Source organism: Streptomyces sp. AF1A, assembly GCF_047340315.1.
Taxonomy (GTDB): Bacteria; Actinomycetota; Actinomycetes; order Streptomycetales; family Streptomycetaceae; genus Streptomyces.
In genome coordinates, this window is sequence record NZ_JBLEBI010000100.1 from 1 (window position 1) to 23,915 (window position 23,915).

Sequence of the window (23,915 nt, forward strand, 5' to 3'; positions counted from 1 at the left end):
GCCCCCGCGCGCAGGTGCCGCCCGCGGTCTCCGTGACTGGACCGGACCGCACGTGCCCACGGATTAGGATGGACGCCATGGCCAAGACCAGTACGACGACCCAGGGGCTGCGCGCGGCGATCGAGCGCAGCGGCTACTACCCGGCCCTCGTGGCCGAGGCGGTGGAGGCCGCTGTGGGCGGCGAGCCCATCCGGTCGTACCTGGTCCACCAGGAGACCACCTTCGACCAGAACGAGGTCCGCCGGCACGTGACCGTCCTGGTCCTCACCGGCAACCGCTTCATCGTCAGCCACACCGACGAGCAGGCCGCCGACAGCACCTCCCCGACGCCGTACGCCACGACGTCCACGGAGTCGGTGAAGCTCGGCCGGATCTCGTCCGTCGTGGTCAGCCGGGTGGTCGCCAACCCCGAGCAGTACACGCCGGGCACGCTGCCCCGCGAGGTCGTGCTGACCATTGGCTGGGGCGCGGTCAACCGCATCGACCTGGAGCCCGCCGCCTGCGGCGACCCCAACTGCGACGCCGACCACGGCTACACGGGCAACTCCACGGCGGACGACCTCAGCCTGCGCGTCAGCGAGGCGGGGGACGGCCCGGAGACGGTGCGCCAGGCGCTCGCCTTCGCGCAGGCCGTCTCGGAGGCGACCGCGGACCTCGCGCACTGATGTCCCAGCTCTCCGCCTGGGACCACCCGGAACCGCTCGCCCTGGAGACCGCACCGCTGCCCGAGTACGGCACCGGCTCCCTCGCCGACCTGCTGCCCACGCTGGCCGCCGGCATGGGCGTCCCGGGGGTGACGGCGACGATTCCGGAGCTGACCGCGGCCGACCGGGTCTGCGTCTTCCTGGTCGACGGACTCGGCTGGGAACAACTGCGCGCCCACCCCGACGAGGCCCCCGTCCTGACCTCGCTGCTCGGCACCTCGCGCGGCGGCACCGGCCGCCCCCTCACCGCGGGCTACCCCGCGACCACGGCGACCTCCCTCGCCTCCGTCGGCACCGGCCTGCCGCCCGGCGTCCACGGCCTGCCCGGCTACACGGTCCGCAACCCGGCCACCGGCGAGCTGATGAACCAGCTGCGCTGGCAGCCGTACACCGACCCGCGCGCCTGGCAGCCGTACCCCACCGTCTTCCAGCTGGCCCAGCAGGCAGGGGTGCACGCGGCCCAGGTGACGTCGCCCGCCTTCGAGCACACCCCGCTCACCAAGGTCGCCCTCAGCGGCGGCAGCTTCCACGGCCGGCTGAGCGGCGAGGAGCGCATGGACCTCGCCGCGGCCCAACTGGCCGCCGGGGACCGCTCGCTGGTGTACACCTACTACGCCGAGCTGGACGGGGCGGGCCACCGCTACGGCGTGGCCTCCGACACCTGGCGCGGCCAGCTCATGTACGTCGACCGGCTCGCCCAGCGCCTCGCCGAGCAACTGCCGCCGCGCAGCGCGCTCTACGTCACCGCCGACCACGGCATGGTCGACGTGCCGTTCGACGAGGAGCACCGCATCGACTTCGACACGGACTGGGAACTGCGCGCCGGCGTCGCCCTGCTGGGCGGCGAGGGCCGGGCGCGGCACGTGTACGCGGTGCCGGGCGCCGAGAACGACGTACTGACCGTCTGGCGCGAGGTGCTCGGCGAGCAGTTCTGGGTGGCCTCGCGCGACGAGGCGATCGCGGCGGGCTGGTTCGGGCCGCACATCGACGAGCGGGTGTACGCGCGGCTCGGGGACGTGGTCGCGGCCGCGTACGACGACGTCCTGATCATCGCCTCCGAGCGGGAGCCGAAGGAGTCCGCTCTGGTGGGCAACCACGGTTCGATGACCCCCGTCGAACAGCTGGTCCCGCTGCTCGAAGTACGCTCCTGAACCGCCCCCCGACCTCGACGACTCACCGAAAGGTGCTCAACTCCTCATGCCCGAGCTGGTGTTCTTCTCCGGAACGATGGACTGCGGGAAGTCGACGCTGGCTCTGCAGATCGGGCACAACCGGTCGGCACGCGGCCTGCAGGGCCTGATCTTCACGCGGGACGACCGCGCGGGGGAGGGCAAGCTCTCCTCCCGGCTCGGCCTGGTGACCGAGGCGATCGAGGCGGAGCGGGAGATGGACCTGTACGCCTACGTCGTTGACGAGCTGTCCCAGGGCGGGAAGGTCGACTACGTGATCGTCGACGAGGCGCAGTTCCTCGCCGCGGAGCAGATAGACCAGCTCGCGCGGGTCGTGGACGACCTGGAACTGGACGTCTTCGCGTTCGGCATCACCACCGACTTCCGTACCAGGCTCTTCCCCGGCTCCCAGCGGCTGATCGAGCTGGCGGACCGGATCGAGACGCTCCAGGTGGAGGCGATGTGCTGGTGCGGCGCGCGGGCCACGCACAACGCCCGCACGGTGGACGGCCGGATGGTGATGGAGGGCGAGCAGGTCGTCGTCGGGGACGTCAACGGACAGGCGGCGCAGGTCGGCTACGAGGTGCTGTGCCGCCGCCACCACCGGCGCCGCATGACCGCGGCGGCGGCCCGCGCGGCGGCCCTGTCCCCGGACGTGCTGCCGGTGCCGCCCGCCTGAGCGCTCACCGCGGGTCCTGCACCACCGAGAACACCGCGCCCTCCGGGTCCGCCACCGTCGCCACCCGCCCGTGCGCGCTGTCGTGGGCCGGCCGCAGGACCCGGCCGCCCAGCCCGGCGACCTCCCGCAGGGCCGCGTCCACGTCGGCGACCTCGAAGTAGGTCTGCCAGTACGGGCCCCGGTCCCGCGGCAGACCGTGGCCCACACCGAGCAGGCCGGCGACCGGCCGGCCCGCGACGAGCAGCGTCACGTAGTCGAAGTCGGCGGACACCACCGGCTCCTCCTCGTACCCGAACACGGTCGCGTAGAACTTGGCGACGCTCTCGGTCTCGAAGGTGAGCAGCTCGTTCCACGCGGGCGTGCCCGGCATCCCGGTGACCGCCGTGCCCAGGTGCGCCGGGCCCTGCCAGATGCCGAACACCGCGCCGGACGGGTCGGAGGCGATGGCCATCCGTCCGGCCTCGGCCGCGTCCAGCGGGCCGACCGCCACCGTGCCGCCGCACTCCCGTACGGTGTCGGCCGTCTGGTCCACGTCGTCCGAGGCGAGGTAGGGCGTCCAGGCGATCGGCAGCCGCGGGTCCGGCGGCAGCTGGCCCATCCCGGCCACCTCGTGGCCGTCGAGCAGTGCCCGCACGTAGGGGCCCGGCTGCTGTGGGCCCGGCCGGAACTCCCAGCCGAACAGCTCCCCGTAGAACTCCTCGGTCGCCGTCAGGCCGTGCGCCATCAGGCTCACCCAGCAGGGCGTGCCGGGCGCGTGCCGCGTGTGCGGGCCGGCCGACTCCCGTGCCTCGGTCATCGATCACTCTCTCCCCGGCCCCTCGTGGTGGCCGTGTCGTCTCCGCTCCCCCGGTGGGGTGTCACGCCGTACGCGCGTACGCCCGTGCCGGTGCCGGCATCCTCCACGGCCTCGTGTGCCATGCCGCGCCGCCGTTTCCGGTGGTCTGCCGGAAGAATGCCTGAGCTGCCGTCCTTCGCCGCTGATGACGATGGCCGACGGGGTGTCCGTCGGCTGTACAGCACGTGCTCGATCCCATACGCGTCGTGATCGAGCCTGTCCGGCGGGCAGAGTAGCCGGACCTGGACGCCGCGGCCACCCCTGGCGTATGGATGACGCCATGAGAGCCATCATCACCGCATCCGAACTCGCCCAGGCCCTGACCGGCGAGAGCCCGCCCGTCCTGCTGGACGTGCGCTGGCAGCTGAGCGTGGCCAAGGCGGCGGGCGCCCCGGCCTTCGACGGGCGGGCCGAGTACGCGGCCGGGCACATCCCCGGCGCGGTCTTCGTCGACCTGGACCGGGAACTCGCCGCGGCCCCGGGCGCGCACGGTCGGCACCCGCTGCCCGACCTCGCGGAATTCGGCGCCGCGATGCGCCGCGCGGGCGTGTCGGCGAGCCGCCCGGTCGTCGTCTACGACGGAGGACAGGGCTGGGCGGCCGCGCGCGCCTGGTGGCTGCTGCGCTGGACGGGTCACCCGGACGTGCGGGTCCTCGACGGCGGGTTGCCGTCCTGGCAGGGCGAGTTGACGACGCGGGCTCCCGAACCGGCCGAGGGCGACTTCCAGCCAGCGCCGGCCGCGGGCGGCCTGCTGGACGCGGACGGCGCCGCGGCTCTGGCTCGTACGGGTGTGCTGCTGGACGCCCGCGCGGGGGAGCGGTACCGAGGTGAGGTCGAGCCGATCGACCGGGTCGGCGGGCACATCCCGGGCGCGGTGTCGGCGCCGACGACGGAGAACGTGGGCCCCGACGGCCGCTTCCTGCCCGCCGCGGAGCTGCAGGACCGCTTCAAGGCCCTGGGCGTCTCCTCGGACACGGAGGTGGGCGTGTACTGCGGTTCGGGCGTCTCCGCCGCCCACGAGGTGCTGGCGCTCGCGGTGGCCGGCATCCCGGCGGCCCTGTACGTCGGCTCGTGGTCGGAGTGGTCCTCGGACCCGTCCCGGCCGGTGGCGGTGGGGGCGGATCCGCAGTAGCGGTCCGATCCGCGGGAGCGGCAGCCGAAGAAGGCGGGGCACGCGTGCGTGTCCCGCCTTCCTGTACGACCCGTGGACCGGCTACTCCTGCTTCTTGCGCCGGGTGCCGAAGACGATCTCGTCCCAGCTCGGCACCGCGGCGCGGCGGCCCGGACGGACGCCGTCGGCCTCGGCCTGGCGGTCGGTGGCGCCGATGAGCCGGTCGCGGTGGCTGCCCACGGAGCGCGGCATGAGGACGTCCGCGTAGGCGGAACCGGCCGACGCGGCCGGTGCCGGGGGCTCTTCCGCGGCGGGTTCCTCGGCGGGCTCCTCCGGGGTCTCGGACGGCCGTTCCGGCACCACCATGTCACCCCGGAAGCTCGGCACCGCCTCCAGGAGGCTGGTCAGCGAGTCGCGCTCGCCCGTGCTCTCCTCCGCGGGCTCGGACGCCTGCGCGGGCAGGGTCGGCCGCTCCCGGTCGCTCCGGTCCAGGGCGCGGTCGAGCGAACGCTCGCGCGGCAGCCGGGCGATGCGGGGGACGAACGGGAAGCTCGGCTCCGGCACCGCGAGGTCGTCGGACTCGCCGATCAGCGAGCGCGCCTCGTCGTCGACGGCCTGGACGAGCCGCCGGGGCGGGTCGTACGTCCAGCTCGCCGAGTGCGGTTCGCCCGCCACCCGGTAGACGAGGAGCACCTCCCAGGTGCCGTCGTCCCGGCGCCAGGAGTCCCACTGCACGGTGTCCTTCTCGGCGCCGCGCAGCAGCAGGCGCTCCTGGACGGCCTCGCCGAGCAGGGGACCGGAGTTCTCGCCGGGGCGGCGGACCGGGGTCTTGCGGGCCCGCTCGGCCATGAAGGCACGTTCGGCCAGCACCGGTCCCTCGAAGCGGCGTACCCGGTCGACGGGGATGCCGGCGAGCTGCGCGACCTCCTCCGCGGTGGCACCGGCCCGTATACGCGCCTGGATGTCGCGGGGGCGGAGATGGCTCTCGACCTCGATCTCGATCTGGCCGAGGCGCGGCCGGTCGCCGCGCACGGCGGCGCGCAGGCGTTCGTCGATCGGAAGCGTGTACTCCGTAGAGTCGGCAGCCTTGAGCACCAGCCGTGTGCCGTCATTCGAGACGGCCACGACACGCAGTTCGGGCATGGGGACCTCCCGGGTGGTGCCTGCCGACGTCACGTGCGTCGCTGCTTCCGCTAGTCGAGTGTGGCCTGCCCGGGTGCAGCCTGCCACAACCTTGCCGAGTTGCCCGGCGTGTCGGGCACGGGCCCTGGGCCGCCGTTATGGCACGGTTACCTATTCGCAACGCTAAGTGACCAACTCCGTCACCCTGTGCAACTAGCCCCCTCCCGGCGGTCCTTCAAGGCCGCGGACACCCTGGTGGGAGACCGGACCCAGGGCTCGCAACAGTACTCCATTCGGACCACGTGCGTGGATTGGCGCGCCGCCCAACTTCTGGCAAGGGACGCGACTTGACCGTCCGCAACCGGTTTTGTCGATCATGAACGTGGCGAACTTCACGCAATCCCCAGAAACGGAACTAATGGTTTCGTCTGTACGTCCCTTTCTCGTGCAGTCGGTCGGTCAATGTCGGCAAGTGCGGCAAGTGATCGGTCAGGTAGGGGAAAGGAAGGCAAGTTCCGGGTATGCGTGAAACACCCGATACGACTCGGAAGCGGATCGACCTGAGCGTCCCCCAGGTGGCGGGCGGCGCCCTGGCGGCGGTCGTGGCGGCCAAACTCGCTTCGTACTTCGGGGTGTACGGCACGATCCTCGGCGCTGGTGTGGTCAGTGCCCTCGCCACCTGCGGCGGCACTCTCTTCCAGCACCTCTTCAAGCGGACCGGTGAGCAGCTGCGGGGGGCGAAGACGGCCGCCCGCCCCAGGGGGCAAGTGCCGCCGGCGCCGGGCGGGTTCACCGAGGGCACGGTCTACCGTGCCCGGGCGGGGAACCGGTGGCGGCCGGTGATCGCGGCCGCACTCGTGTTCGCGGTGGCGATGGCCGGCATCACGACGTACGAGCTGGTGTCGGGCGGCAGCTTCAGCGGCGGCGCCGGCACGACGGTCGGCGACGCGGTCACCGGACGCGGCTCGTCCTCCTCGGACGCGAAGTCCGGCCGGACACCGGCCCCTTCGGGTACGCCCTCCCCGGAGAGCACACTCTCGCCGGAACACGCGCGCGACGCCGGCGGTGGGACGACCCGCGGCGCGACGCCGACGCCCGGCGGCCCCGCGAGCGCAACGCCGGGCGGTGACCCGGCCCCGGGCGCGAGCCCCGCGCCGAGCGGGCCCGCCGCGACGCCTACGCCCCCAGAACCCTCCGCAAGTAGTCGTTCTGGAACAGCCGTTCCGGGTCCAGACGGTCCCGCAGTTCCGTGAACTCGCCGAAGCGCGGGTACACCCGGGCGAAGTACTCGGCGTCCCGCGTGTGCAGCTTGCCCCAGTGCGGGCGGCCCTCGTGCGCGGTGAAGACGCGCTCGGCGGCGGTGAAGTACGCCTGATGGGGCGTGCCCCGGAACATGTGTACGGCGATGTAGGCGCTGTCCCGGCCGGACGCGGTGGACAGGGCGATGTCGTCCGCCGGAGCCGTGCGGACCTCGACGGGGAAGCTGACCCGCAGGCCCGAGCGGTCGACCATGGCCTTCAGCTCGCGCAGCGTGTCCACCAGGGCCGCGCGCGGGACGGCGTACTCCATCTCCACGAAGCGCACCCGGCGCGGTGAGGTGAAGACCTTGTAGGGGATGTCCGTGTAGGTCCGCGCGGACAGGGCCTTGCTGGAGATTCGCGCGATGGCGGGAATCGTGGCGGGGGCCGCGCGGCCGACCCACTGGGCCACCTGGAAGACACCGTTGGAGAGGAACTCGTCCTCGAACCAGCCCGCCACCTGTCCCACCGGCTGTTCGGGACCGGCGCTGCGGTTGTTGCGCTTGGTGTTGGTGTTGCCGGTGTGCGGGAACCAGTAGAACTCGAAGTGCTCGTTCTCCGCCCACATCTGATCGAACTCGGCGAGCACCCGTTCGAGCGGCATGGGTTCCTCGCGGGCGGTGAGCAGGAACAGCGGCTCCACGGCGAAGGTGATCGCCGTGACGATGCCGAGGGCGCCGAGGCCTATTCGGGCGGCCGCGAAGACGTCCGGGTTCTCCTTCTCGCTGCAGGTGAGGACCGAGCCGTCCGCCGTCACGAGTTCCAGCCCCTTGATCTGTGCGGCGATGGAGCCGGACTCGCGGCCCGTGCCGTGGGTGCCGGTGCTGGTGGCCCCGGAGACGGTCTGCTCCATGATGTCGCCCATGTTGGTGAGCGACAGGCCCTCGCGCGCCAGAGCCGCGTTGAGTCTCTTGAGCGGGGTGCCCGCCTCGACCGTGACGGTCATGGAAGCACGGTCAATGGTGCGGATGCCCGTCAACAGTTGAGGGTGGATCAACACACCGTCGGTCGCGGCGATCGACGTGAAGGAGTGCCCGGTCCCGACGGCCTTCACCTTCAGGCCGTCCTCGCGTGCCCGGCGCACCACCGCGGCCAGTTCCTCCACCGAGGCCGGCGCGGCCTGCCGGGCGGGCCGGGCGGAGACGTTCCCGCCCCAGTTACGCCAGGTGCCGTTCTTCCCGCTCGCTGTGCTGCTCAACGGTGCCTCCCCGACCCGCGGCCGGCCTGCGCAGCCGGCGGTACCCGAGGAAACCGACCGCGGCCGCGACGGCCCCGGACAGCGCCGGAACCCCGTACCCGGCGCGCGCCCCGGCGGCGTCGATCACCCAGCCGCCCAGGGACGAGCCGAGCGCCACGCCGACCGCGAGGCCGGTGCTCACCCAGGTCATGCCCTCGGTCAGCTGCGCGCGAGGTACGTGCTCTTCGATGAGGGACATCGTCGTGATCATCGTCGGCGCGATGGACAGCCCCGCAACGAACAGCGCCACGGCCAGAAGCGGCAGGCTTCCGACCAGTAGGAGGGGGATCATACTCACGGCCATGGCGGTCACGCCCAGCAACCAGCGACGTTCCGGCGCCCCCGCCAGGCGCAGCAGCCCGAAGACCGCGCCGGCCGCGCAGGAGCCGGCCGCGTACAGGGCGAGCACCACGCTCGCGGCGCCCTTGTGGCCGCGCTCGTCGGCGAAGGCGACGGTGACCACGTCCACCGACCCGAAGACCGCCCCGGTCGCCGCGAAGGTCACCACCAGCACCCGGAGCGGGGCCGAGCGCAGGGCGCTGCCGCCGCCGCGCCGCTCGCGCGGGTGCGGCGCGGGCTCGGTGGCGCGCTGTGCGGTGAGCCAGTACACGCCGGCCGCCAGGAAGCAGGCGGCCAGCAGCGGTCCCGCCTCCGGGAACCAGGCCGTGGACAGGCCGATGGAGATGATGGGGCCGAAGATGAAGCAGATCTCGTCGACCACCGACTCGAACGAGTAGGCGGTGTGCAGCTTCGGGGTGCCCCGGTACTGGGCGGCCCAGCGGGCCCGGACCATCGCGCCCAGGCTCGGCACCGAGCCGATCCCGGCCGCGCAGACGAAGAGCGCCCAGTCCGGCCACCGCAGGTGTGCGGTGAGCAGCAGCCCGGCGGCCGCCGTGAGGGCCACGAGGGTCGCGGGGCGCAGCACCCGGCGCTGCCCGTACCGGTCCACCAGCCGGGAGATCTGCGGCCCGATCACCGCCGCGGCCAGCGCGATGGTGGCCGACAGCGCGCCCGCGAGCCGGTACCGCCCGGTGAGCTGGGAGACCATCGTGACCACGCCGATGCCCATCATCGACATCGGCATCCGGCCGAGGAACCCGGCGGCCGAGAAGGCCCTGGTGCCGGGCGCGTCGAACAGGGCTCTGTAGGGGCTGGGCACGTGGACTCCGAAGCGGGCTCGGTCAGGCCTGTAAGGCGCGAATGCGGCTGATACAGCTTACGAGCCCGGATTCGCAAAAACACCGGTCGGGGCGCCGGGAAAAGTCCCCATAAACCCTGTGAAACCCGGCTCTTTGCCCCACCGTTTCCCGGCTGTCGGAGCCGGGTGGCAGGATCGAGACATGCCAGACGCGCTCGATGCCACCCCGTACGACGCCCTGCTCCTGCTCTCCTTCGGCGGCCCCGAAGGCCCGGACGACGTGGTTCCGTTCCTGGAGAACGTCACGCGCGGGCGCGGCATCCCGAAGGAACGCCTGAAGGAAGTGGGGCAGCACTACTTCCTGTTCGGCGGGGTCAGCCCGATCAACGACCAGAACCGCGCCCTGCTGGACGCCCTGCGCAAGGACTTCGCCGAGCACGGCCTCCAGCTGCCGGTCTACTGGGGCAACCGCAACTGGGCGCCGTACCTGACGGACACCCTGCGCGAGATGGTCGCCGACGGCCGCCGCCGCATCCTGGTGCTCGCCACCAGCGCCTACGCCTCCTACTCGGGCTGCCGCCAGTACCGCGAGAACCTCGCCGACGCCCTGGCCGCGCTTCGGGACGAGGGCCTGGAGCTGCCGCGGATCGACAAGCTGCGGCACTACTTCAACCACCCCGGCTTCGTCGAGCCCATGATCGACGGCGTGCTGCGCGCCCTCGAAGACCTCCCCGAGGACGTTCGCGCGGGCGCCCACCTCGCTTTCACCACCCACTCCATCCCGACCGCGGCCGCCGACACCTCGGGCCCCGTCGAGGGCCACGGCGAGGGCGGCGCCTACGTCGAGCAGCACCTGGACGTGGCCCGGCTGATCGCCGACGCCGTCCGCGAGCGCACCGGCGTCGACCACCCCTGGCGCCTGGTCTACCAGTCCCGCTCCGGCGCCCCGCACATCCCGTGGCTGGAACCCGACATCTGCGACCACCTCGAGGAGCGGCACGCGGCCGGCGTTCCCGCCGTCGTGATGGCGCCGATCGGCTTCGTCTCCGACCACATGGAGGTCCTCTACGACCTCGACACCGAGGCGAAGGCCAAGGCCGAGGAGCTGGGGCTGCCGGTGCGCCGCTCGGCCACCGTGGGCGCCGACCCGCGGTTCGCCGCCGCGGTCCGCGAGCTGATCGTGGAGCGCGCCGCCGTGGAGCGCGGGCAGGAGGTCACGCCCTGCGCCCTCGGCGCCCTGGGCGCGAGCCATAACGTGTGCCCGGCCGGCTGCTGCCCGGCCCGTGCGCCCCGCCCGGCCGCCGCGGGCGCCGACAGCCCCTACGCGTGAGGAGACCCGTGAGCGACGCCCTGCACCGGGAACTGCTGGAGCTGGCCCAGGAGGCCGCCCGCCGGGCCGGTGAGCTGCTGCGGGACGGCCGGCCGGCCGACCTCGCGGTGGCGAGGACCAAGTCCAGCCCGATCGACGTCGTCACCGAGATGGACATCGCGGCCGAGAAGCTGATCACCGATCTGATCTCCGGCCGGCGCCCCGACGACGGCTTCCTCGGCGAGGAGGGCGCCTCCGCCCCGGGCACGAGCGGCGTCCGCTGGGTGATCGACCCGCTCGACGGCACCGTGAACTACCTGTACGGCCTGCCGACCTGGGCGGTGTCCATCGCCGCGGAGCGGGAGGGCGAGACCGTCGCCGCGGTCGTCGCGGCTCCGATGCGCGGCGAGACGTACCACGCGGTACGCGGCGGCGGCGCCTGGGCCACGGGCGCGTGGCAGGGCGAGCGGGCGCTCGCCTGCCGCCCCACGCCCCCGCTGGACCAGGCGCTGGTCTCCACCGGCTTCAACTACGTCGCCGGGGTCCGGGCCCACCAGGCCGAGGTGGCCGGCCGGCTGATCCCGCTGCTGCGGGACATCCGGCGCAGCGGCTCGGCCGCGGTCGACCTGTGCGACGTGGCCTCCGGCCGGCTCGACGGGTACTACGAGCGCGGGCTCAACCCGTGGGACTGGGCCGCGGGGGACCTGATCGCCCGGGAGGCCGGCGCGCTGACCGGTGGGCGGCCCGGGGAGCGGCCCTCACGGGACCTGACGGTCGCGGGGACCCCCGGGGTCTTCGAGCCGCTCCAGCGGCTGCTGGAGGACTTCGGGGCCTGGCACGACTGAGCCCGGCCGGGCCGGAGCGCGCGAAGGGACCCCGGCGCTGGATTCGCCGGGGTCCCTCCGTGTGCGCTTTCGGTCCGATCAGGCGCGTGACACGCCGACCTCCACACCGTGTTCGGCGGCGAGGCGGCGCAGGTCGTCGAGTTCTGCCTGCTCCACCTCGACGAGGAAGTCGTCGCCCTCGTCGCGAGCCCGAGACAGGTCGGACTCGGTCGTCCTTATGCGCTGCAGAAGTCCTGCGGTGAAAGCGTCCATGCTGCGCCCCCTCGTCCTGGGTCGTGGGTCGGTGGCACGGGGGTGTGCCGTATGGAAGGGGCGATCACGGCTCTCGCAGGTGCCCAGCGCGCGCCCGGCCGGGCGGCCACGGTGCCGGACACCCGCGCCCACTCTGCGGAAGCGGATCGGGAGGTACCGCATGGTGCTGCGGCACATGCAGAGCGTGATCGCGGGGTGTAAAGCCGTCCTCCCCCAGCTCCCCGCTCCGGAAACCTCCACTGGAGGAGAAAATCTCGTATTCCCTTCCCGCGGCCGCCGTCCCTGCGGCCCTGACCCCGCCTTACAGCCGACTTATGGCCGAAAAGGGCAGGATGGATGTCACACCTCACGAACACACCCCTGCCCGCGCGCGCCCGGCGCCCCGCGGGTGGACACAGGAAGGACAGCGACGTGCGCGTACTCGTCGTCGAGGACGAGCAACTGCTCGCCGATGCGGTGGCCACCGGACTGCGCCGGGAGGCCATGGCCGTCGACGTCGTGTACGACGGTGCGGCCGCCCTGGAGCGCATCGGCGTCAACGACTACGACGTGGTCGTCCTCGACCGCGACCTCCCGCTCGTGCACGGCGACGACGTCTGCCGCAAGATCGTCGAGCTGGGCATGCCCACGCGCGTGCTCATGCTGACCGCCTCGGGAGACGTCAGCGACCGTGTCGAGGGCCTGGAGATCGGCGCCGACGACTACCTGCCCAAGCCCTTCGCGTTCAGCGAGCTGATCGCGCGCGTGCGCGCCCTCGGCCGCCGGACCAGCGTGCCCCTGCCGCCGGTCCTGGAGCGCGCCGGCATCAAGCTCGACCCCAACCGCCGCGAGGTCTTCCGCGACGGCAAGGAGGTCCAGCTCGCGCCCAAGGAGTTCGCGGTGCTCGAGGTGCTCATGCGCAGCGAGGGCGCGGTCGTCTCCGCGGAGCAGCTGCTGGAGAAGGCCTGGGACGAGAACACCGACCCGTTCACCAACGTGGTGCGGGTGACCGTCATGACCCTGCGCCGCAAGCTGGGCGAGCCGCCCGTCATCGTCACCGTCCCCGGCTCCGGCTACCGGATCTGATCCGCCATGGCCGCGACACCCGCACCGCCGCAGGCGCCCCCGAAGCCCACCTGGGACCCCAGGAGGCCGCAGCCCCCGCTGCCCTGGCTGCGCCCGACCATCCGCATACGGCTCACGCTGCTGTACGGCGGCATGTTCCTGATCGCCGGCATCCTGCTGCTCTCGATCATCTACCTGCTGGCCGCGCAGGCGATCAGCACCGGCAACCAGCCGCTGTTCAAGATCGTCAGCGGGACGAGCATCAAGGTCTCCAGCGACCACTGCCCCGCGATCACCGCGATCAACTCCAACCCGGTGCCGCTGTCGGACTTCAACGACGTGATCGCCCACTGCGTGGACCAGCAGCGCCAGGCGGCCCTGGACAACCTGCTCAGCCGCTCCCTGCTGGCGCTGCTGGGGCTCGCCGTGATCGCCTTCGCGTTCGGCTACGCGATGGCCGGCCGGGTGCTGTCCCCGCTCGGCCGGATCACCCGCACCGCCCGCGCGGTGGCCGGCTCGGACCTGTCCCGCCGGATCGAGCTGGACGGCCCGGACGACGAGCTGAAGGAGCTGGCGGACACCTTCGACGACATGCTGGAGCGGCTGCAGCGGGCCTTCACCGCCCAGCAGCGCTTCGTCGGCAACGCCTCCCACGAGCTGCGCACCCCGCTCGCGATCAACCGTACGCTCCTCGAGGTGCACCTGTCCGACCCGAACGCGCCGGTGGAGCTCCAGCAGCTCGGCAAGACGCTGCTGGCCACCAACGAGCGCAGCGAGCAGCTGGTCGAGGGCCTGCTGCTGCTCGCCCGCAGCGACAACCAGATCATCGAGCGCAAGCCCGTCGACCTGGCCGAGGTCGCCACCCAGGCCATCGACCAGGTGCACGCCGAGGCCGAGGCGAAGGGCGTGATGATCCGCGGCGAGCGCAAGCCGGCCGTGCTGCAGGGCAACGGCGTGCTGCTGGAGCGGATCGCGCTGAACCTGGTGCAGAACGCGGTGCGGTACAACGTGGCGGAAGATGGGTGGGTCGAAGTGGACACCGACATTCAGCACGGGCAGGCGGTGCTCACTGTTTCGAACACCGGACCGGTGGTACCGGCGTATGAGATCGACAACCTGTTCGAGCCCTTCCGGCGGCTCCGTACGGAGCGCACGGGCAGCGACAAGGGCGTCGGCCTCGGCCTGTCCATCGCCCGCTCCGTGGCCCGCGCGCACGGCGGCCACATCGTGGCGCAGCCCCGCGAGGGCGGCGGTCTGGTGATGCGGGTCACGCTGCCGCTGTGATCGATCGACACACGCGAGGCTTGTTCGCTCTGCGCGGAATTATTCGGCGGCCGAATGGGCTTCTCGTTGTGTGATCGATCACATAGGCGGATTTCCAGCCATCTACAGTCCGTGATCATGACAGATGGCAGAACGCCGGGAAAGTCCTGGTTTTCAGGGCTCTTGATCACGGGAAGTACACGGTGAGGCGCCTTTGAGGTGCGGCATTCGAACCGTGTACGGTCCTCACCGCCATCCAAGCCGATCACTCCTGAGGGGTCGGGTTGGGTGTCGATTGAGTAACAGCCCTTGATGTGAGGCAAAATCTCCGCCTCAGGTCGGGCACAAGTCCGGCCTCTCACGCGTTACGTGCGCTGGAGACACCGCAGACACCCAGAGGGGGAGAGCGATATGGCAACCGACTACGACACACCACGCAAGACCGACGACGACGTCGACTCGGACAGCCTGGAAGAGCTGAAGGCCCGGCGCAACGACAAGTCCACTTCGTCCGTGGACGTCGACGAGTTCGAGGCCGCCGAAGGCCTTGAGCTGCCCGGCGCCGATCTTTCCAACGAGGAGCTGGCGGTCCGTGTGCTGCCGAAGCAGCAGGACGAGTTCACCTGCATGAGCTGCTTCCTGGTGCACCACCGCAGCCAGCTGGCCAGGGAGAAGAACGGCCAGCCGATCTGCCGCGACTGCGACTGAGGAGGGGTCGGCCGTGTCTGGCTCGACCCCTCCCCGGAAGCGCCGCTTCCCTCTGCGGGGAGCGGACGAAGGGCCGTCCGACGGCCCGCACGGCGCGCGTGACGACGAGCGGGGCTCACCGGCATCGGGAGCCCCGCTCGAGCCGGTCGGCCGGCCCGACCAGCCGGCGCCGTCACAGCGGCCCACGCCCGTCGCCCGGCGCCGGGCCGCGATGATCCGCGACAAGGCGCGGGAGATGGCCCGGGAAGGTGCCCGCAGGGGCGGCAGCCACGCCCGCGCGGGTATCGCCCACCTCGCGGACCGCATCATCGCCATCGCCCCGCGGGTGCCCGTACGCGACCTCGCGACCCTGCGCAGGCAGTTCCCGGGTCTGGGACCCGAGGAACTGGCCGACAGGCTGGTGGCGGGCGCCGCGGCCGGAACCTCGACGATCGGGGCCGGAATCGGTGCGGCGGCGATGCTGCCGGTGCCGCCGGCGCTGCCGACGGAGCTGGCCGCGGAGATCACCGGGGTCGCCGCGGTCGAGCTGAAGCTGATCGCCGAACTGCACGAGGTCTACGGCGTACGGCCGCCGGGAAACCTCAGAACCCGCAGCACCGCGTATCTGTCCTCCTGGTCGGGGGAGCGCGGGGTCGACGTGATGAAGCCGTCGACGTACGACGCGGCTCTCGGCGGCCGTATGAAACGCGAACTGCGTCAGCAGATCATGAAGCGCATGGTCCGCAACATGCCCAACCTCATGCCGTTCATGGTGGGCGCCGCCGTCGGGGCCGTGATGAACCGCCGGGACACCAGGAAACTCGCCGGGCGCATCCGGGCCGACTTGCGCAGAATCCAGGTCCCGTGGGACGAGCTGGCGCAGCTGCCGCCGCTGGAACAGCCGACGGAGCCGCTGAGCATGCGTGACCACCCCGAAGAGCTCTAGCGGACCTCCGCGCTGTCCCGCGCCGCTCCAGGACGCTCTAGGCGTTCGCCCTGCGGGCCGCCTCGATCGCCGCGGCCAGCTTCTCCGGCTCCCGCGTCGACAGGTACAGGTACGGCGTCGGGTCCTCGGGGTCCGTGACCTCCACCCGCAGCGCCGTGGGGATGTAGGCGCGCAGCAGCAGGAACGCCCGGGTGTCGGCCTTGTACGTCCGCCAGGCGCGGGCCTCCTCCGCGTCCAGCACCTCCGCCTCGCCCAGCGCCGACACCGGGATCTTCGCCTCGCCCGCGAGCAGCGAGTCGCCCACGACCCGGATGCGCGGGGAGCCGTAGGAGCTGGCGACCACCGCCGCCGCGGCCGTACCGCCGACCAGGCCGCCGAGCAGCGGCAGGGTGCCGAAGGGCAGCAGGATCAGGGCGAACGAGACGCCCACGAGAAAGCTGATCAGCCACCACGAGCGGGGGGCGGTGAGGCGTTCTTCGTAAGGGGTGGCGGAGAGCTGCATGACGCCAAGCTTGGCACGGGATCGGACCGCGGCCGGAGCCGGGGCGGCCGGTGCGAGGCGCCGTCGGGCGGGCGGTCGGGGGCGACGGGCGGACAGGTAAGGTCTGCGCCTGTGAATGGTAGTTCCGCAAGCCTTCAGCCCCCCGCCGACGCCGTGGAACCGGTGCGGCACCCCGACGCGCCCGCGCCCGGTGAACTCCTCGGCGCCCACTACGAACACTGCTTCGGGTGCGGCCCGGGCCAGCCGCACGGGCTGCACCTGGAGGCACGGGCCGGCGAGGGGGTCTCCCTGACCGCCGAGTTCACCGTCCAGCCCGCCCACCAGGGCGCGCCGGGCCTGGCGCACGGCGGTGTGCTGGCCACCGCCCTCGACGAGACGCTCGGCTCGCTGAACTGGCTGCTGCGGACCATCGCCGTGACCGGACGGCTGGAGACGGACTTCGTCCGGCCCGTGCCGGTCGGCACCACGCTGTACCTGGAGGCGGAGGTCACCGCCGTCGCCGGGCGGAAGATCTACTCCACCGCCACGGGGCGCATCGGCGGCCCCGACGGGCCCGTCGCCGTCCGCGCCGACGCCCTCTTCGTCGAGGTGAAGGTCGACCACTTCATCGACCACGGCCGCGCCGAGGAGATCAAGGCCGCCATGAGCGACCCGGACCAGATCCGGCGTGCCCGCGCCTTCGAGGTGAACCCGTGAGCCGTACCCCCCTCGACGTACTGATCCGGCGCGTCGACCCCGAGGTACCGCTTCCGGCGTACGAGCACCCGGGGGACGCCGGAGCCGACCTGCGCACCACCGAGGCGTGCGAGCTGCGGCCGGGCGAGCGGGCCGTGCTGCCCACGGGGGTGTCGATCGCCCTGCCCGAGGGGTACGCGGCCTTCGTGCACCCCCGTTCCGGCCTCGCCGCCCGCTGCGGTGTCGCCCTCGTGAATGCCCCGGGGACGGTCGATGCCGGGTACCGTGGGGAGATCAAGGTGATCGTGGTGAATCTCGACCCGCGCGAGTGCGTGCGGTTCGAGCGCTTCGACCGGATTGCCCAACTGGTCGTCCAGCAGGTCGAGAGGGTCCGCTTCCAGGAGGTGGCGGAACTTCCCGGCTCGGCGCGGGCCGAAGGGGGCTTCGGGTCCACCGGCGGCCATGCCGCGGTGGGCGGCGAGAGCGGCACAAGCGGTCAGGCCGCCCTGGGCGGTCCGACGGGTGGGAATCGATACGCTTCGGTCGTATCCGACCGGGAAGGACAGTGACGTGTTCGGACGTCGCAAGAAGAAGGGTGCCGCCGAGGACGCGGCCGGCGAGGCCGAGCAGGTCGTCGACAGCGTCGACACCGAGGCGGACGAGTACGAGGAGGCCGAGCGCGAGCGCGTCCGGCTGGAGCCCGGGCCCCGGCCCGACGGTCCGTGGGACAGCAGCGAGGTGCGCGACCCGGCCGAGGGTCGCGTGGACCTCGGCGGTCTGTTCGTGCCGGGCGTGGACGGCATGGAGCTGCGGGTCGAGGTCGCCGGTGACGCGATCGTCGCCGCCACCGTCGTGCTGCGCGACAGCGCCATCCAGCTCCAGGCCTTCGCCGCCCCCAAGCGTGAGGGCATCTGGGGCGAGGTCCGTGAGGAGATCGCGTCCGGCATCACCCAGCAGGGTGGCATCGTCGACGAGGTCGAGGGCCCGCTCGGCTGGGAGCTGCGGGCGCAGGTGCCGGTGCAGCTGCCCGACGGCACCGGCGGCTTCCAGGTCGTGCGGTTCGTCGGCGTGGACGGTCCCCGCTGGTTCCTGCGCGGAGTGATCTCCGGGCAGGGCGCGGTGCAGCCGCAGGCCGCCGGGCTGTTGGAGCAGATCTTCCGCGACACGGTGGTGGTCCGCGGCGAGGGCCCGATGGCGCCGCGCGACCCGATCGTCCTCAAGCTGCCGAACGACGCCCAGATGGTCCCCGAGGGGGTCCAGCAGGAGGAGGGTTCGCGCTTCTCCGGCGGGATGGGGCAGCTGCAGCGGGGGCCGGAGATCACCGAAGTCCGCTAGGCGCTCCGCTGGGTTCGGCGGTGGTGTACGGGTCGTGCCTCTTTGATGGGGGTGCGGCCCGTTTTTCTGCGGGGACGGGGAGGGACGGGGGCTCGTGGTTGCCGGGTGCGGGTTTGGTTGGGCTGGGCGCGCAGTTCCTCGCGCCCCTTGCGGGAGCGGCTCGGCGCGCCGGGTAAGGGCTTGGTGTGGCTCGGCGCGCAGTTCCCCGCGCCCCTTGCGGGGTGCCGTGGCGTTGTCCGTCGGGATGGGCGCGGTGATACTGGCGCTCTGTCGGTGGGGGAGGCGCTGTGAGCGGTGTGATCACCGAGACCATGGTCCGGGTCGAGGACGTCCACAAGTCGTACGGGCGGGGCGCGGCGGCCGTGCATGCCCTGCGCGGGGTCTCGCTGGAGGTGCGGCGCGGGGAACTCGTCGCCCTGAAGGGCCGCTCGGGCTCCGGCAAGACGACCCTGCTGAACATCGTCGGCGGGCTCGACGCGCCGGACCGGGGGCGGGTCGAGGTGGACGGCCTGCAGCTGGGGGAGCTGGGCGAGAGCGAGCTGCTGGGGCTGCGCCGGGACCGGATCGGGTTCGTGTTCCAGTCGTTCGGGCTCATCCCGATCCTGACCGCGGCCGAGAACGTCGGCGTACCGCTGCGGCTGCGCCGCGCCGACCCGCGCGAGCGCGAGGAGCGCGTGGAGCTGCTGCTGTCGCTGGTCGGGCTCGCCGGTCACGCCGCACAGCGGCCCGGCGAGCTGTCCGGCGGCCAGCAGCAGCGGGTCGCCATCGCCCGCGCCCTCGCCAACCGCCCGGCCCTGCTGATCGCCGACGAACCGACCGGCCAGCTCGACGCCGAGACCGGCCACGCCGTCATGGAGCTGTTGCGGGCCGTCGTACACGGTGAGCAGTCCGAGGCGGCGCGACCGGCCGTGCTGGTGGCCACGCACGACGCGACCCTGCTGGATCTGGCCGACCGGGTGCTGGAACTGCGCGACGGGGAGATCGTGGAGGAGTGAGGCCGGGCGCACGGTGACGGAGCCGTCGCGGGCTGCCGCGTCGGCGCAGTGAGGCTCTCCGGGGTCCCCCGAGGCTCTGGCGGGACCGGTGACGCCGTCGCCGGGTGCCGGAGGCCCTCGGGGGGCGTCCGCCGACGTCAGAGTTGCGTCAAAGCCCCCTTCGACCCGGGTCGCCGTCCGTTTTGTCCGCATCGTTGGCCGTAAGGTCGACGCTGCGTAGGCGGCAGTCACCGGAAGACAATGGAGCCATGGCACGCGGCAAGCTTCGGATCTACCTCGGCGCGGCACCGGGCGTGGGCAAGACCTACGCCATGCTGTCCGAGGGGCACCGCCGCGCGGAGCGGGGCACGGACTGCGTCGTGGCCTTCGTCGAGCACCACGGACGCCCGCGCACCGAGGTGATGCTGCACGGTCTGGAGCAGGTCCCGCGCAAGCAGCTGGAGTACCGGGGCGCCACCTTCGGCGAGATGGACGTCGACGCGGTGCTGCGCCGCGCGCCCGCCGTCGCCCTGGTGGACGAACTGGCCCACACGAACGTCCCCGGCTCGCGCAACGCCAAGCGCTGGCAGGACGTCGAGGAGCTGCTCGCCGCCGGGATCGACGTGGTCTCGACCGTCAACATCCAGCACCTGGAATCACTCGGCGACGTCGTCGAGTCCATCACGGGGGTGCGCCAGCGCGAGACCGTCCCCGACGAGGTGGTACGGCGGGCCGACCAGATCGAGCTGGTCGACATGTCCCCGCAGGCCCTGCGCCGCCGCATGGCCCACGGCAACATCTACCAGCCCGACAAGGTCGACGCGGCCCTCTCCAACTACTTCCGCCCCGGCAACCTCACCGCGCTGCGCGAGCTGGCACTGCTGTGGGTGGCCGACCGCGTCGACGAGTACCTGAACCAGTACCGCAGCGAGCACCGGGTCTCGAAGATCTGGGGCTCGCGGGAGCGGATCGTGGTTGGCCTGACCGGCGGACCCGAGGGCCGCACCCTCATCCGCCGCGCCGCCCGGCTCGCCGAGAAGGGCGCCGGCGGCGAGGTGCTCGCCGTCTACATAGCCCGCAGCGACGGGCTGACCACGGCCTCCCCGAAGGAGCTCGCGGTCCAGCGCACCCTCGTGGAGGACCTCGGTGGCACCTTCCACCACGTGGTCGGCGACGACATACCGGCCGCCCTGCTGGACTTCGCGCGCGGCGTCAACGCCACCCAGATCGTGCTCGGCTCCTCGCGCCGCAAGGCCTGGCAGTACGTCTTCGGGCCCGGCGTCGGCGCGACCGTCGCCCGGGACTCCGGCCCCGACCTCGACGTCCACATCGTCACCCACGAGGCGGTCGCCAAGGGGCGCGGACTACCGGTGGCCCGGGGCGCGCGGCTCGGCAGGACCCGCATCATCTCCGGCTGGCTGGCCGGACTCTCCGGCCCGGCGGTGCTCGCGGTTCTGCTGAGCTCCGTCGACATCGGCCTGGCCAACGACATGTTGCTGTTCCTGGGCGTGACGGTCGCGGCGGCCCTGCTCGGCGGCCTGCTGCCCGCGCTCGCCTCGGTGGCCTTCGGATCGCTGCTGCTGAACTACTTCTACACCCCGCCCCTGCACAGGTGGACCATCGCCGACCCGAAGAACATCGTGGCCATCGTGATCTTCTTCGCCGTCGCGGTGTCGGTGGCCTCCGTGGTGGACCTCGCGGCCCGACGCACCCACCAGGCGGCCCGGCTGCGGGCCGAGTCGGAGATCCTCTCCTTCCTCGCAGGAAACGTGCTGCGCGGCGAGACCAGCCTGGAGGAGCTGCTGGAGCGGGTCCGCGAGACCTTCGCCATGGAGTCGGCCGCCCTGCTGGAGCGGGCGAGCGACGTCGAGCCGTGGACCTGCGCGGGCCGGGCCGGCTTCGGGCCGCCGCTGGAGCGGCCCGAGGAAGCCGACGTGGACATGCCCGTCGGCGACCACATGGCGCTCGCGCTGACCGGCCGCGTACTGCCCGCCGAGGACCGCCGGGTGCTCGCCGCCTTCGCCGCCCAGGCCGCCGTGGCGCTCGACCGCCGGCGCCTGCAGGAGGAGGCCGAGCGGGCCCGCGCGCTCGCCGAGGGCAACCGCATCCGCACCGCCCTGCTCGCCGCCGTCAGCCACGACCTGCGCACCCCGCTGGCCGGCATCAAGGCTGCCGTCACCTCGCTGCGCTCCGACGACGTGGCCTGGTCCGAGGAGGACCGGGCCGAGCTGCTGGAGGGCATCGAGGAGGGCGCCGACCGGCTCGACCACCTCGTCGGCAACCTTCTGGACATGTCCCGCCTGCAGACCGGCACCGTCACCCCGCTGATCCGCGAGATCGACGTCGACGAGGTCGTACCGATGGCCCTGGGCGGCGTGCCCGAGGACAGCGTCGAGCTGGACGTGCCCGAGACGCTGCCGATGGTCGAGGTCGACCCCGGGCTGCTGGAGCGGTCGGTGGCCAACCTGGTGGAGAACGCCGTCAAGTACAGCGCGCGCGGCCGGCGCGTCCTGGTCTCGGCCAGCGCCATCGCCGAGCGGGTCGAGGTGCGCGTGGTGGACCGCGGGCCGGGTGTGCCGGACGAGGCCAAGGACCGCATCTTCGAGCCCTTCCAGCGGTACGGCGACGCCCCGCGCGGCGCCGGCGTGGGACTCGGCCTCGCGGTCGCCCGCGGCTTCGCCGAGGCCATGGGCGGCACGCTGAACGCGGAGGACACGCCGGGCGGCGGACTCACCATGGTCCTCAGCCTGCGCGCGGCAGGATCGCCCTCCGAGTCCGTCCCCTCCGGAGAGGGCATCGCGGAACCAGAAAGGCAGACCCTATGACCCGGGTGCTGGTGGTCGACGACGAGCCGCAGATCGTGCGCGCGCTCGTGATCAACCTCAAGGCGCGCAAGTACGAGGTCGACGCGGCCCCCGACGGCAGGACCGCGCTCGGCCTGGCCGCCTCCCGCCACCCCGACGTCGTCGTGCTCGACCTGGGCCTGCCCGACATGGACGGCGTCGAGGTGATCAGGGGGCTGCGCGGCTGGACCCGGGTGCCGATCCTGGTGCTGTCCGCCCGCCACTCCTCCGACGAGAAGGTCGAGGCGCTGGACGCGGGCGCGGACGACTACGTCACCAAGCCCTTCGGCATGGATGAACTGCTGGCCCGGCTGCGGGCCGCTGTGCGCCGGGCCGAGCCGGTCGGCGCGGGTGAGGACGACGTCACGACCGTGGAGACCGAGGGCTTCACGGTCGACCTGGCCGCGAAGAAGGTCCACCGCGCCGGCCGGGACGTCCGGCTCACCCCGACCGAGTGGCACCTGCTGGAGGTCCTGGTCCGCAACACCGGCCGCCTGGTCAGCCAGAAGCAGCTCCTGCAGGAGGTGTGGGGGCCGTCGTACGGGACCGAGAGCAACTACCTGCGCGTCTACATGGCCCAGTTGCGCCGGAAACTCGAGACGGACCCCTCCCACCCGAAGCACTTCATCACGGAGCCCGGGATGGGCTACCGGTTCGAGAAGTGACCGGATGTGAGGAACCGCGCGGGGAAGCGAGCTGGGCTACGGTGCTGTCGGTGCGTCCCGGTACGCTTCAGATATGAGTGCTGTTCCTCGTTCCGAAAAGCCGGCCGGCCGGTTCCGGCGCATGCTCGACCGGCTCTCCTCGTCGCAGGAGGACCTGGAGTCCGAGGAACTGCGCGAAGACGCCGAGACCGCCGGGTGCACGAAGATCGGTGACTGTCAGGACCGGCAGATCGTCACCGTAACTGGTACCTTGCGCACGGTCACTCTGCGTCCGCGTGCGGGAGTCCCGGCCCTGGAGGCCGAGCTGTTCGACGGCTCCGCCGCGCTGGACGTGGTGTGGCTCGGCAGGCGCTCCATCGTGGGCATAGAACCGGGGCGCCGACTGATCGCATCGGGCCGGGTCTCGCTGAGCAGGGGCCGCCGTGTGCTGTTCAACCCGAAATACGAACTGCGACCCCTCGGACGGGAGTAGCCGGTGACGTCCCTCGACAAGCCGACCGAAGACACCGGGCAGAGCCCGCCGCACGACTCCCGCGCGGTGACCGAGGCCGCGCTGTTCGAGGCGTTCGGCGGTGTCCGCGGCATGGTCGAGACGGTCGTGCCGGGCCTGCTGTTCGTCGCGATCTTCACGGTGAACAAGAACCTGCACGTGGCGGCGGTCGCCGCGCTGGCCGTCTCCCTCGTGCTGGTCGTGGTCCGGCTCGTCCTGAAGGACACCGTCAAGCACGCCTTCAGCGGTGTCTTCGGGGTGGCCTTCGGTGTCGCCTTCGCGATGTTCACCGGAAACGCCAAGGACTTCTACCTGCCCGGCATGCTCTACACGCTGGGCCTGGCGCTGGCGTACATCGTCACGACCCTCGCCGGGGTGCCCCTGATCGGCCTCATCCTCGGCCCGGTCTTCAAGGAGAACCTCTCCTGGCGCACCCGCAACCCCGGCCGCAAGAGGGCCTACGCGAAGGCGAGCTGGGCCTGGGGCCTGATCCTGCTCGCCAAGTGCGCGATCCTCTTCCCGCTGTACTGGTGGTCCGACACCGCCCGGCTCGGCTGGGTGCTCGTGGCCCTGAAGATCCCGCCGTTCCTGCTGGCGGTCTGGCTCACCTGGGTCTTCCTGGCGAAGGCCCCGGCGCCCATCGACGTCTTCGCCGAGATGGAGGCGGAGGAGCAGGCCGAGAAGGAGCGCAAGGCCGCGCCGGCCGCCGAGGGCGGGGACCCGTCGGCGGGCGGGCGGCACCGCAGGGGGGCGTGACCGGACGTCGTACGCCAAAGGGCGCCCCCGCCCGCG

General features: G+C 72.4%; 25 protein-coding genes. 18 read left to right on the forward strand and 7 right to left on the reverse strand.

Translation table 11 applies throughout. From position 1 onward, the window contains the following. Positions 1-68: 68 nt before the first annotated feature. Genes ACLU3S_RS23655 through ACLU3S_RS23665 form a run of 3 tightly spaced genes read left to right on the forward strand, consistent with a single transcriptional unit; the run spans position 69 to position 2,552 of the window. On the forward strand, positions 69-665 hold the full coding sequence (locus tag ACLU3S_RS23655) for a DUF5998 family protein (protein WP_413953948.1): 597 nt from the start codon (positions 69-71) through the stop codon (positions 663-665). Beyond that, entirely contained in the window at positions 665-1,855 is a 1,191-nt protein-coding gene (locus tag ACLU3S_RS23660) for an alkaline phosphatase family protein (RefSeq protein WP_413953949.1), read from the forward strand. The genes ACLU3S_RS23655 and ACLU3S_RS23660 overlap by 1 nt, the downstream gene beginning before the upstream one ends. A gap of 46 nt (positions 1,856-1,901) precedes the next feature. Continuing rightward, positions 1,902-2,552: a thymidine kinase gene (locus ACLU3S_RS23665; RefSeq protein ID WP_413953950.1), complete on the forward strand. Its 651-nt coding sequence runs from the start codon at positions 1,902-1,904 to the stop codon at positions 2,550-2,552. Between the two features lie 4 nt (positions 2,553-2,556). Here the strand turns inward: ACLU3S_RS23665 and ACLU3S_RS23670 are convergent, their stop codons facing one another. Beyond that, on the reverse strand, positions 2,557-3,348 hold the full coding sequence (locus ACLU3S_RS23670) for a VOC family protein (RefSeq protein WP_413953951.1): 792 nt from the start codon (positions 3,346-3,348) through the stop codon (positions 2,557-2,559). A 319-nt stretch (positions 3,349-3,667) separates the two neighbouring features. Between ACLU3S_RS23670 and ACLU3S_RS23675 the strand changes: the two genes are divergently transcribed. Further along, positions 3,668-4,519 carry a sulfurtransferase gene (locus ACLU3S_RS23675; RefSeq protein WP_413953952.1) on the forward strand — a complete coding sequence of 284 codons (852 nt, stop codon included), beginning with the start codon at positions 3,668-3,670 and terminating at the stop codon, positions 4,517-4,519. A gap of 81 nt (positions 4,520-4,600) precedes the next feature. On the opposite strand, the gene sepH is transcribed toward ACLU3S_RS23675, so the two are convergent. From sepH to ACLU3S_RS23695, 4 genes are all read right to left on the reverse strand, one after another. Further along, complete coding sequence (gene sepH / locus ACLU3S_RS23680) at positions 4,601-5,641, reverse strand: septation protein SepH (RefSeq protein WP_413953953.1); 1,041 nt, start codon at positions 5,639-5,641, stop codon at positions 4,601-4,603. 784 nt (positions 5,642-6,425) lie between these two features. Beyond that, positions 6,426-6,575, reverse strand: a complete 150-nt coding sequence (locus tag ACLU3S_RS23685; protein WP_413953954.1) for a hypothetical protein — start codon at positions 6,573-6,575, stop codon at positions 6,426-6,428. Between the two features lie 221 nt (positions 6,576-6,796). Further along, a complete protein-coding gene (locus ACLU3S_RS23690) occupies positions 6,797-8,116 on the reverse strand; it encodes a D-arabinono-1,4-lactone oxidase (protein ID WP_413953955.1) in 1,320 nt (439 codons plus the stop codon). Then, positions 8,076-9,314 carry an MFS transporter gene (locus ACLU3S_RS23695; protein WP_413953956.1) on the reverse strand — a complete coding sequence of 413 codons (1,239 nt, stop codon included), beginning with the start codon at positions 9,312-9,314 and terminating at the stop codon, positions 8,076-8,078. The genes ACLU3S_RS23690 and ACLU3S_RS23695 overlap by 41 nt, the downstream gene beginning before the upstream one ends. A 181-nt stretch (positions 9,315-9,495) precedes the next feature. On the opposite strand from ACLU3S_RS23695, the gene ACLU3S_RS23700 reads away from it, so the two are divergent. After that, on the forward strand, positions 9,496-10,623 hold the full coding sequence (locus ACLU3S_RS23700) for a ferrochelatase (protein WP_413953957.1): 1,128 nt from the start codon (positions 9,496-9,498) through the stop codon (positions 10,621-10,623). 8 nt (positions 10,624-10,631) lie between these two features. After that, positions 10,632-11,447 (forward strand): inositol monophosphatase family protein, encoded by an 816-nt coding sequence (locus tag ACLU3S_RS23705; RefSeq protein WP_413953958.1) that lies wholly within the window; start codon positions 10,632-10,634, stop codon positions 11,445-11,447. 78 nt (positions 11,448-11,525) lie between these two features. Here the strand turns inward: ACLU3S_RS23705 and ACLU3S_RS23710 are convergent, their stop codons facing one another. Beyond that, the gene (locus ACLU3S_RS23710) at positions 11,526-11,699 is read right to left on the reverse strand and encodes a hypothetical protein (protein WP_413953959.1); all 174 of its coding nucleotides are present in this window, start codon (positions 11,697-11,699) and stop codon (positions 11,526-11,528) included. A gap of 411 nt (positions 11,700-12,110) precedes the next feature. Here ACLU3S_RS23710 and ACLU3S_RS23715 point away from each other — a divergent pair, with 411 nt between their 5' ends. From ACLU3S_RS23715 to ACLU3S_RS23730, 4 genes are all read left to right on the forward strand, one after another. Further along, positions 12,111-12,764 carry a response regulator transcription factor gene (locus ACLU3S_RS23715; RefSeq protein ID WP_003993508.1) on the forward strand — a complete coding sequence of 218 codons (654 nt, stop codon included), beginning with the start codon at positions 12,111-12,113 and terminating at the stop codon, positions 12,762-12,764. A 6-nt stretch (positions 12,765-12,770) separates the two neighbouring features. After that, positions 12,771-14,027 carry a sensor histidine kinase gene (locus ACLU3S_RS23720; protein WP_413953960.1) on the forward strand — a complete coding sequence of 419 codons (1,257 nt, stop codon included), beginning with the start codon at positions 12,771-12,773 and terminating at the stop codon, positions 14,025-14,027. Between the two features lie 390 nt (positions 14,028-14,417). Then, complete coding sequence (locus ACLU3S_RS23725; RefSeq protein WP_003997302.1) at positions 14,418-14,714, forward strand: DUF4193 domain-containing protein; 297 nt, start codon at positions 14,418-14,420, stop codon at positions 14,712-14,714. Between the two features lie 13 nt (positions 14,715-14,727). Next, positions 14,728-15,639, forward strand: coding sequence for a hypothetical protein (locus ACLU3S_RS23730; RefSeq protein WP_413953961.1), 912 nt, complete (start codon positions 14,728-14,730; stop codon positions 15,637-15,639). Between the two features lie 37 nt (positions 15,640-15,676). On the opposite strand, the gene ACLU3S_RS23735 is transcribed toward ACLU3S_RS23730, so the two are convergent. After that, a complete protein-coding gene (locus tag ACLU3S_RS23735) occupies positions 15,677-16,141 on the reverse strand; it encodes a DUF3093 domain-containing protein (protein WP_413953962.1) in 465 nt (154 codons plus the stop codon). A 111-nt stretch (positions 16,142-16,252) separates the two neighbouring features. On the opposite strand from ACLU3S_RS23735, the gene ACLU3S_RS23740 reads away from it, so the two are divergent. The 8 genes from ACLU3S_RS23740 to ACLU3S_RS23775 all read left to right on the forward strand — a co-directional run bounded on the left by ACLU3S_RS23740 (position 16,253) and on the right by ACLU3S_RS23775 (position 23,879). Further along, positions 16,253-16,837: a PaaI family thioesterase gene (locus ACLU3S_RS23740; RefSeq protein WP_413953963.1), complete on the forward strand. Its 585-nt coding sequence runs from the start codon at positions 16,253-16,255 to the stop codon at positions 16,835-16,837. Next, positions 16,834-17,385 carry a dUTP diphosphatase gene (gene dut, locus ACLU3S_RS23745; RefSeq protein ID WP_413953964.1) on the forward strand — a complete coding sequence of 184 codons (552 nt, stop codon included), beginning with the start codon at positions 16,834-16,836 and terminating at the stop codon, positions 17,383-17,385. The genes ACLU3S_RS23740 and dut overlap by 4 nt, the downstream gene beginning before the upstream one ends. Before the next feature lies 1 nt (position 17,386). Further along, complete coding sequence (locus ACLU3S_RS23750; protein ID WP_413953965.1) at positions 17,387-18,151, forward strand: DUF3710 domain-containing protein; 765 nt, start codon at positions 17,387-17,389, stop codon at positions 18,149-18,151. 287 nt (positions 18,152-18,438) lie between these two features. Beyond that, entirely contained in the window at positions 18,439-19,146 is a 708-nt protein-coding gene (locus ACLU3S_RS23755; protein WP_413953966.1) for an ABC transporter ATP-binding protein, read from the forward strand. 248 nt (positions 19,147-19,394) lie between these two features. After that, the gene (locus ACLU3S_RS23760; RefSeq protein WP_413953967.1) at positions 19,395-21,950 is read left to right on the forward strand and encodes an ATP-binding protein; all 2,556 of its coding nucleotides are present in this window, start codon (positions 19,395-19,397) and stop codon (positions 21,948-21,950) included. Further along, on the forward strand, positions 21,947-22,633 hold the full coding sequence (locus ACLU3S_RS23765; protein WP_413953968.1) for a response regulator: 687 nt from the start codon (positions 21,947-21,949) through the stop codon (positions 22,631-22,633). Before ACLU3S_RS23760 ends, ACLU3S_RS23765 begins: the two co-directional genes overlap by 4 nt. Positions 22,634-22,706: 73 nt before the next feature. Continuing rightward, positions 22,707-23,105, forward strand: coding sequence for an OB-fold nucleic acid binding domain-containing protein (locus ACLU3S_RS23770; RefSeq protein ID WP_413953969.1), 399 nt, complete (start codon positions 22,707-22,709; stop codon positions 23,103-23,105). A 3-nt stretch (positions 23,106-23,108) separates the two neighbouring features. Beyond that, a complete protein-coding gene (locus ACLU3S_RS23775) occupies positions 23,109-23,879 on the forward strand; it encodes a DUF3159 domain-containing protein (protein ID WP_413953970.1) in 771 nt (256 codons plus the stop codon). Positions 23,880-23,915: the final 36 nt, after the last annotated feature.